Annotated in this window: 12 protein-coding genes and 1 riboswitch; of the genes, 11 read left to right on the top strand and 1 reads right to left on the bottom strand. The window is 69.1% G+C overall.

Annotated elements, in window-relative coordinates:
- The 11 genes from glyA to thiL all read left to right on the top strand — a co-directional run.
- Positions 1-861, top strand: an 861-nt coding sequence (gene glyA, locus AC04L7_RS07585) for a serine hydroxymethyltransferase (RefSeq protein WP_475512770.1), incomplete at its 5' end; no start/stop codon positions are given.
- Between the two features lie 9 nt (positions 862-870).
- Positions 871-1,404 (top strand): transcriptional regulator NrdR, encoded by a 534-nt coding sequence (gene nrdR, locus AC04L7_RS07580; RefSeq protein WP_296278500.1) that lies wholly within the window; start codon positions 871-873, stop codon positions 1,402-1,404.
- 2 nt (positions 1,405-1,406) lie between these two features.
- Positions 1,407-1,910, top strand: a complete 504-nt coding sequence (locus tag AC04L7_RS07575; protein WP_436000161.1) for a GNAT family N-acetyltransferase — start codon at positions 1,407-1,409, stop codon at positions 1,908-1,910.
- A gap of 6 nt (positions 1,911-1,916) precedes the next feature.
- Positions 1,917-3,023, top strand: coding sequence for a bifunctional diaminohydroxyphosphoribosylaminopyrimidine deaminase/5-amino-6-(5-phosphoribosylamino)uracil reductase RibD (gene ribD / locus AC04L7_RS07570; RefSeq protein ID WP_436000159.1), 1,107 nt, complete (start codon positions 1,917-1,919; stop codon positions 3,021-3,023).
- A gap of 8 nt (positions 3,024-3,031) precedes the next feature.
- Positions 3,032-3,793, top strand: a complete 762-nt coding sequence (locus AC04L7_RS07565) for a class I SAM-dependent methyltransferase (protein WP_475512769.1) — start codon at positions 3,032-3,034, stop codon at positions 3,791-3,793.
- An 83-nt stretch (positions 3,794-3,876) separates the two neighbouring features.
- Positions 3,877-4,075: riboswitch (FMN riboswitch) on the top strand.
- A gap of 138 nt (positions 4,076-4,213) precedes the next feature.
- Positions 4,214-4,816, top strand: coding sequence for a riboflavin synthase (locus AC04L7_RS07560; RefSeq protein ID WP_475512768.1), 603 nt, complete (start codon positions 4,214-4,216; stop codon positions 4,814-4,816).
- Positions 4,813-5,907: a 3,4-dihydroxy-2-butanone-4-phosphate synthase gene (gene ribB, locus AC04L7_RS07555; RefSeq protein WP_299346451.1), complete on the top strand. Its 1,095-nt coding sequence runs from the start codon at positions 4,813-4,815 to the stop codon at positions 5,905-5,907. The genes AC04L7_RS07560 and ribB overlap by 4 nt, the downstream gene beginning before the upstream one ends.
- 64 nt (positions 5,908-5,971) lie before the next feature.
- Entirely contained in the window at positions 5,972-6,439 is a 468-nt protein-coding gene (gene ribH, locus AC04L7_RS07550; RefSeq protein WP_296278494.1) for a 6,7-dimethyl-8-ribityllumazine synthase, read from the top strand.
- A 22-nt stretch (positions 6,440-6,461) separates the two neighbouring features.
- A complete protein-coding gene (gene nusB / locus AC04L7_RS07545; RefSeq protein ID WP_475512767.1) occupies positions 6,462-6,929 on the top strand; it encodes a transcription antitermination factor NusB in 468 nt (155 codons plus the stop codon).
- Positions 6,930-6,975: 46 nt separating this feature from the next.
- Positions 6,976-7,182: a helix-hairpin-helix domain-containing protein gene (locus AC04L7_RS07540; protein WP_475512766.1), complete on the top strand. Its 207-nt coding sequence runs from the start codon at positions 6,976-6,978 to the stop codon at positions 7,180-7,182.
- 13 nt (positions 7,183-7,195) lie between these two features.
- Positions 7,196-8,143, top strand: a complete 948-nt coding sequence (gene thiL, locus AC04L7_RS07535; RefSeq protein WP_436001089.1) for a thiamine-phosphate kinase — start codon at positions 7,196-7,198, stop codon at positions 8,141-8,143.
- 150 nt (positions 8,144-8,293) lie between these two features.
- On the opposite strand, the gene AC04L7_RS07530 is transcribed toward thiL, so the two are convergent.
- Positions 8,294-8,475, bottom strand: a 182-nt coding sequence (locus tag AC04L7_RS07530; protein WP_475512765.1) for an FAD-binding oxidoreductase, incomplete at its 5' end; no start/stop codon positions are given.

The raw sequence follows: 8,475 nt of genomic DNA, 5'->3' as shown, positions 1-8,475 counted from the left end.
GGCAAGATCTTCAACGCCGTCCAGTACGGCGTGAACGACCAGGGCCTGATCGACTACGACGAAGTCGAGAAGCTGGCGCTGGAGCACAAGCCGAAGATGGTCGTGGCCGGCTTCTCCGCCTATTCGCAGGTGGTGGACTGGGCACGTTTCCGCGCCATCGCCGACAAGGTCGGCGCCTACCTCTTCGTCGACATGGCGCACGTGGCGGGCCTGGTAGCCGCCGGCGTCTATCCGAATCCGCTGCCGCATGCGCACGTGGTGACCTCGACCACCCACAAGACGCTGCGCGGCCCGCGCGGCGGCATCATCGTGGCCAGTCGTGCTGGTTTGGGGCCGGCGGGCGAGGAGATCGAGAAGAAGCTGCAGAGCATCGTCTTCCCGGGCATCCAGGGTGGTCCGCTGATGCACGTCATCGCGGCCAAGGCCGTGGCCTTCAAGGAGGCGCTGGAGCCGGAGTTCAAGAGCTACCAGGCGCAGGTCGTGAAGAACGCCCAGGCGATGGCGAAGACGATCATCGCGCGCGGCTACAAGATCGTCTCCGGCGGCACCGAGAACCACCTGATGCTGGTCGACATGATCGGCAAGGACGTCAGCGGCAAGGACGCGGAAGAAGCCCTCGGCAAGGCGCACATCACCGTCAACAAGAATTCCGTGCCGAAYGATCCGCGCAAGCCCTTCGTGACCTCGGGCCTGCGCATCGGCACGCCTGCCGTCACCACGCGCGGCTATGGCGAACAGGACTGCATCGACCTGGCCAACTGGATCTGCGATGTGCTCGACGCGCCGAGCGATGAAGCCGTGCTGGCGAAGGTGCGTGACAACGTCACCGCGCAGTGCCGGAAGTACCCGGTTTACGGCTGACCGACGACGATGCACTGCCCCTTCTGCCAGCACACCGATACCCGGGTGATCGACTCGCGCGTCTCCGAGGACGGCGCGACGATCCGTCGTCGTCGGGAGTGCGAAGCGTGCGGGGAGCGGTTCTCCACGCTGGAGAACATCGAGATCAAGCTGCCGGCGGTCATCAAGGGCGATGGCCGTCGCGATACGTTCGATGCGCGCAAGCTGCGCGCCGGTTTCGACCGTGCGCTGCAGAAGCGGCCGGTATCCGAAGAACAGATCGAGGCTGCCGTGCGGGCGGTGATCCATGCCATCCGCATGAGCGGTGAGCGCGAAATCGCCTCGCGCAAGATCGGCGAGTTCGTCATGGGCGAGCTGCGCAAGCTCGACCATGTGGGGTACGTGCGCTTCGCTTCGGTGTACCGCAGCTTCGAGGACGTCGCCGATTTTCGCGACGAGATCGAGAAGCTGGAACGCGATCTTCCCGCCGCCGGCCAACTGTCCCTGTTGAGCGGCGACGTGGTGCCGTTCGACAAGCACGCGGACAAGAACAAGAAGCGCTGAGCGTGCGCATCGAGGCGATCGGGCGGCACACCGCGTGCATCGAAACGCTCGCGCGCTGGCACCATCAGGAGTGGGGCGGGCTGTACGACGACTGGACCCTGGATGCCGCCACGGCCGAGTTGGTGGATCATGCGACCCGCACGTCGGTACCGACCACGCTGCTGCTGATGGACGGGAAGGAGCTGCTGGGATCGGTCAGCCTGCTGGTCGAGGACGCGCCTGCGCTGCAGGATCGTGGCAGTCCGTGGTTGGGCAGCCTGTTCGTGTTGCCCGAAGCGCGGGGCCGTGGCGGCGGACGCGTGCTGGTCGACGCGGCGGTCGCGCATGCCGCGCGTGAGGGTGTGGCGCTGCTTCGCCTGTTCACCCTGTGGCACGAGAGCTTCTATGCCTCGCTCGGGTGGCAAGTGGAAGAGCGCACGTCGCTGCACGGCACCCCGGTCGTCGTGATGTCGATCCGGCCGGCCGAGCGCGTGGCGCATACTGTCGCCCCTTCCGATGCAGCGTGACGACGCATGACCGATACCGCCTTTTCCGCGTTCGACCACCAGTGCATGGCGCGGGCGCTGCGGTTGGCCGAGCGCGGTGCCTACACCACGCGGCCGAACCCGATGGTGGGCTGCGTGATCGCGCAGGGTGCACAGGTCATCGGAGAAGGCTGGCACCAGAAGGCCGGCGGTCCGCATGCGGAGGTGTTCGCGCTGCAGGCGGCAGGCGAGCAGGCGAAGGGGGCGAAGGGGGCGACGGCGTACGTCACGCTGGAGCCGTGTGCGCATACCGGCCGCACCGGTCCTTGCGCGGACGCGCTGGTCGCCGCGGGCGTGACGCGCGTGGTCGCGGCGATGCGCGATCCGTTTCCCCAGGTGGATGGCGCGGGTTTCGATCGCCTGCGCGCGGCGGGCATCGAGGTGCAGGCCGGATTGATGGAAGCACAGGCGCGACGCCTGAACCGTGGCTTCCTATCGAGGGTGGAGCGCGGCAGGCCGTGGATGCGGGTGAAACTGGCCACCAGCCTGGACGGCCGCACCGCGATGGCGAATGGCGATTCGAAATGGATCAGTGGCGAGGCATCGCGGCGCGACGTGATGCGCTGGCGCGCGCGCGCCGGCGCCATCCTCACCGGGGCAGGCACGGTGCTGGCCGACGACCCTTCGCTCACCGTGCGCTTCGGTGACGACACGGCCTTCGAGCCGCCGCTGCGGGTGGTGCTCGACCCTGGCCTGGCCACCGTCGCGCGCGGCAACGTACGCCAGGGCGACGCGCCGACGCTCTATGTCCATACGGCCGAGGCCAAACCGCCGCGCGATGTCGATGTCCAGCGCGTGGTCGCCCCGGCCACCGGCAGCAATTTCGACCTGAAGGCGGTGCTGGAGCTGCTGGCTGGCCGGGGCATCAACGAAGTGCATGCCGAAGCGGGGGCCACACTGGCAGGCGCCTTCGTGGCGGCGGGGCTGGCCGACGAGGTCCTGTTGTACGTAGCACCGATGCTGCTCGGCGATCAGGCCCGGCCGCTGTTCGGCGGCCTGGGCATCCAGGCGATGGCGGAGCGGCTGACGCTGGAGATTGTGGACAGCCGCATGATTGGCGAAGATCACCGCCTCCTGCTGCAACCTGCCCGCTGACGCTCGCCATGGTGGCCTTCAAGGACCATTTTTCCGGGGTCGCCGACGTTTACGTCGCTTCCCGCCCCACGTATCCCGATGCGTTGTACGACGTGATCGCCGACGCCGTGCCCGCCAGCGCCCGTGTGTGGGAGCCCGGGGCCGGCAGTGGACAGGCCACGCGCGGGCTCGCCGCGCGTTTCGCCCACGTGCACGCCACCGACCCCAGCGCGGCACAGATCGAGCGCCATTGGGCGCACGGGCAGGCGGGCGGCAACGTCAGCCTCGCCGTCGAACCGGCGGAGACGACCGCGTTGCCTGACGCCAGCGTGGACCTGGTCGCCGTGGCGCAGGCGCTGCACTGGTTCGACCGCTACCGCTTCTTCGCCGCCTGCGAGCGCGTGCTGCGTCCCGGCGGCGTGCTGGCGGCCTGGACCTACCAGGACATCATTTTCGAAGACGACCTGGCCGAGGTCGCCGAGAAGGTCCGCGACGACATCGACMCGTACTGGCCGCCGGAACGCGCCGACGTGGACATGGGCTACGGCGACTACGTGTGGCCGTTCGAGTTCGTCCCGACGCCCCGCCTGTGGCTGACCGCGGAATGGAACCTGCCCACGCTGCTGGGGTATTTCGGCAGCCTGTCCGCCACCGGCAGTTATCGCGCGGCCACGGGCGAGGATCCGGTCTACGCGCACACGCCCGCCCTGGCCGAGGTCTGGGGCGATCCGCAGCGGGTGCGCACCATGCGCTGGCCGCTGATCCTGCACCTGCGCCGCAAGCCGGCCTGACATCCCGCGGAACACTCCGTTCGCCGGCGGGTGCCGGGTGCGGCGTGTAGAATGCGCGGGCCGGTCCGCCGGCATACCACCAACGACGTCTTCAGGGCGGGGTGCGATTCCCCACCGGCGGTAGGTCGCCCAGCGACGAGCCCGCGAGCGCCTTGGGCGGCATGCGATTACCCCGCAAGAGCCCGCACGTTCCGGTGCGGACTCGCCAAAGCCGCCGAAGGGTCAGCAGATCCGGTCAGATGCCGGAGCCGACGGTCATAGTCCGGATGAAAGAAGACGGCATCGCCGAACCGCGCGGAAGCGCGGCGTCGTGCGCCTGCCTTCGCGCCCGGAGGCGTCTCCGCTTTGCTTTCGCGAGAGACGTTGCATGCCTTCCACGCTTCCCACCGCTTTCCCCGTCCTCCTGCAGGAGGCCTGCTGATGTTCACCGGCATCATCGAAGGCGTCGGCCGCATCGCGGCGCTGGAACCCGTCGGTGGCGACGTCCGCCTGACCGTGGCTGTGGGGACGCTGCCGTTCGACGCGGTGCGGCTGGGCGAGAGCATCGCGGTCAACGGTGTATGCCTGACCGTGATCGCGTTCGACGCCGCCAGCTTCCAGGCCGACGCCTCCACCGAAACCCTCTCGCTGACGACGCTCGGCGGCCTGGCCGCAGGCGCGCTGGTGAACCTGGAGCGGGCGATGCGCCCCACCGACCRCCTCGGCGGCCACCTGGTCAGCGGCCATGTCGACGGCGTCGGCGGCGTGCTGTCCGTGCACGAGGATGCGCGCGCGCAGCGCTGGCGATTCGCCGCCCCGGCGCCGCTGTTGAAGTACATCGCGAAGAAGGGCTCGATCTGCGTCGATGGCGTGAGCCTGACGGTCAACGAAGTGGAYGGCGAAGGATTCGAGGTCGCGCTGATCCCGCACACGGTGGCGCACACCGCGTTCTCGCAGGCCGCCGTCGGCGATGCGGTGAACCTGGAAATCGACCTGGTCGCGCGCTACGTCGAGCGCCTGCTGGGCGAGAGGAGCGGCGCATGAACTTCGCCCCGATTCCCGAATTGCTGGAAGAAATCCGCAACGGCCGCATGGTCGTCATCGTCGACGACGAGGACCGCGAGAACGAAGGCGACCTGATCATGGCGGCCGAGCTGGTCAAGCCGTCCGACATCAACTTCATGGTCACCCACGCGCGCGGCCTGGTCTGCCTGTCGCTGACCCGCGAACGCTGCACGCAACTGGGCCTGGCGCCGATGGTGCAGACGAACACGGCGCAGTTCCACACCAACTTCACCGTCAGCATCGAGGCCGCCGAGGGCGTCACCACCGGCATCTCCGCCTACGACCGCGCACACACGGTGCGCACTGCCGTGCGTCCCGATGCGAAGCCCACCGACCTCAGCCAGCCTGGCCACATCTTCCCGCTGATCGCCCAGCCCGGCGGCGTGCTCACCCGCGCCGGCCATACCGAAGCCGCCAGCGACCTGCCGCTGCTCGCGGGCCTGGAGCCGGCCGGTGTGCTGGTCGAAGTGCTGAACCCGGACGGCACCATGGCGCGACGTCCACAGCTGGAAGTGTTCGCGCGCGAGCACGGCCTGAAGATGGGATCGATCGCCGACCTGATCGCCTATCGCTTGGCCACCGAGCACACCGTGGAGCGCATCGACGCGCGCGACATCGAGACGGAGTTCGGTCCGTTCCGGCTGGTGACCTATCGCGACCGCATCGCCCATGACCTGCATTTTGCCCTGGTCCGCGGCACGCCACGCAAGGACTCGCCCACGCTGGTACGCGTGCAGGTGGAAAACCCGTTGAGCGACCTGCTGCACTGGCGCCGCGACGATTTCGGCGTGCATGCGACCGATGCGCTGCGCGCGATCGCGGCGGAAGGGCAGGGCGTGATGGTGGTGCTCTCCGAGCCCCGCAACGCCGAGGCGCTGCTGGCCCGCCTGCGCAAGCAACCCGAGGTGCGCGCAAACGCCAAGGATGTGGGGCAGTGGCGTCGCAACGGCGCCGGTGCGCAGATCCTGGCCGACCTCGGCCTGGGCCGGCTGCGCGTGCTGGGCACCCCGCGCCGCCAGGTCGGCCTGGCCGGTTTCGGGCTCGACGTGGTCGAGTACGTCCAGCCCTGACCGGCCTCGGCAGACCGGCCGCCCGCCCCGGCTGGTAGACTTCCCCACCCCCAAGGAACCCGCCATGTCCCATTACGAAGGCGATCTGCGCGCGCCCGACGGCGCCCGCTTCGCGATCATCGCCAGCCGCTGGAACCCGCGCATCACCGATGTGCTGGTGGCCGGCGCGCGCCAGAGCCTGGCCGGCAACGGCGTGGGCGAGGACATGATCGACGTGGTACGGGTGCCCGGTGCGTGGGAGATCCCGCTTGCCGCCGCGCGGCTGGCCGCCTCGGGCGACCATGCCGCCCTCATTGCGCTGGGCTGCGTGATCCGTGGCGACACCCGCCACTACGAACACGTCGCCGATCGTTGTGCCGAAGGCCTGATGCGCGTACAGCTGGACACCGGCGTGCCTGTGCTCAACGGCGTGCTGGCGGTCGAGCGCATCGAGGATGCCGAAGCGCGTGCCGGTGGCAGCCATGGCAACAAGGGCGAAGAAGCCGCACTGGCCGCCATCGAGATGGCGCAGTTGCTGGAACAGTTGCCGTAACCCAAGAACCGCAGGAGCCGACGTGAGCCGACACCCCCATCCCCACCGCAAGGACGGCGTCGATCCGGTCACGCGCGCGCGCGCGCGCCGCCGCGCGCTGCAGGCCGTGTACGCGTGGCAGATGTCGGGCGGCGAARTCGGCCAGGTCATCGCGCAGTTCGCCCACGAGCAGGCGCACGAGATCGCCGACCTCGAATATTTCGAGGACCTGGTGCGCGGCGTGGTGAGGCACCGTGCGTCGCTGGACGAGGCGCTGCTGCCCTTCCTCGATCGTGCGGTCGAGGAAGTCGATCCCATCGAGCGCGCCGTCCTGCGGATCGCCGCCTACGAGCTGATCCATCGCCTCGACGTGCCCTACCGCGTGGTGCTGAACGAAGCCATCGAGACCGCCAAGCGGTTCGGGTCCGAACACGGGCACACCTACATCAACGGCGTGCTCGACCACGCCGCCGTCGACTGGCGCCCGGCCGAGGCGCAGGCGCGCCGCTGACGTGCACGGCGGCAACGCCCGGTTCTCTGCAGACGAACGTGACGCCTTGCTCGCGCTGAAAGGTGTCGGTCCCACCGTGGTGCAACGGCTGGAACAGATGGGCATTGCCTCCCTGCGGCAATTGGCCGCCGCCGAACCCTCGGAGGTGATCGTCAGTGCCGCAGGCCTGACGGGATCCACCTGCTGGAAGAACAGCCCGCAGGCGCGCGCGGCCATCCAGTCCGCCGTCGATTTCGCGCGGTCGCGCGACTGACGCCATCATGGGTATCGGCGAATTCGACCTGATCGCCCGCATCCGCGCACGCGCCGGCGCGCGCGGCGACGTGGTGCTGGGCATCGGCGACGACGCCGCCGTGCTGGCACCGCCACCGGGACGGCAACTGGTGGTCACCGCCGACACGTTGAACGACGGCATCCATTTCCCCCGTGGCACGCGGGCGGCCGATATCGGCTGGAAGGCGCTGGCGGTGAACCTCTCCGATCTCGCTTCGATGGGTGCCGACCCCGCGTGGTGCACGCTGTCGCTGTCGTTGCCGCAGTCCGACCCGGTATGGATCGACGGCTTCCTCGATGGCTTCGTCGCGCTGGCGACCCACCACGGCATCGTGCTGGTGGGCGGCGATACGACGCGCGGTCCGCTGTCGGTGTCGGTCACCGCGATGGGATTCGTCGAACCCGGACGCGCGCTGCGGCGAGATGGCGCACGTGTCGGCGACGACATCTGGGTGACCGGAACGCTGGGCGATGCGGCCGGCGCGCTGGCGCTGCTGGAACGCACGCCCGTCGATGCACTGCGGGTCCGCCTCGACAGGCCAACGCCGCGCATGGAAGCAGGTCGCGCGCTCGTCGGACGTGCGAGCGCATGCGTGGATGTTTCGGACGGATTGCTGGCTGACCTCGGTCATGTCGCTGCGCGTAGCGGACTGGGCGCGCGGGTCGAGATCGATGCGCTGCCGGCGTCCGACGCCTTGTGCGCGGCGTTCGATGCGACCACGCGCTTGCCGATGCAGGCGAGTGGTGGCGACGACTACGAGCTCTGTTTCACGGCGCCTGCCGACGCGCGTGCCGACATCGCGGCGCTGGCATCCCGGCTCGATCTGCGGATCACCCGGATCGGCCGCATGGGGGCGGGCGAGGGCGTGCATCCCATGCGCGCCGATGGCGAGCCATGGACGCCGCCGCGTCGCGGCTACGACCACTTTTCCGAGTCCTGATGCCTTTGTAGGAGCGACGTAAGTCGCGACCGCGACCCCTGCGTGCCCCGCAAACCGCCGGCAGCACGCTGGCTATCGGTTCCCCGTCCCTTGATGGTCGACGAACGCTGGCGACGTGCGGTCGCGACTTACGTCGCTCCTACAAAGGGATCAGGGTGGCGGCAGCACCTTGCCCGGATTGAGGATCCCGTCGGGATCCAGCGCGAGCTTGATCGCCCGCATCGCATCGAGTGTCGCCGCGTTGAACGCATCCGCCATGAAATCGCGCTTGCTCAGGCCGATGCCGTGTTCGCCCGACAGCGTGCCGCCCAGCGCCAGCACCTGAGCGAAGA

The organism is Pseudoxanthomonas sp. LjRoot204_2 (assembly GCF_056175765.1).
Note: the sequence above shows the minus strand (reverse complement) of the source record. Positions and strands in the feature narration are given on the sequence as shown.

Bases quoted from the DNA above. Each gene is read 5' to 3' on its own strand.
- ribB (WP_299346451.1), top strand. From the start codon at position 4,813: ATGAACTTCGCCCCGATTCCCGAATTGCTGGAAGAAATCCGCAACGGC.
- nrdR (WP_296278500.1), top strand. From the start codon at position 871: ATGCACTGCCCCTTCTGCCAGCACACCGATACCCGGGTGATCGACTCG.
- ribH (WP_296278494.1), top strand. From the start codon at position 5,972: ATGTCCCATTACGAAGGCGATCTGCGCGCGCCCGACGGCGCCCGCTTC.
- ribD (WP_436000159.1), top strand. From the start codon at position 1,917: ATGACCGATACCGCCTTTTCCGCGTTCGACCACCAGTGCATGGCGCGG.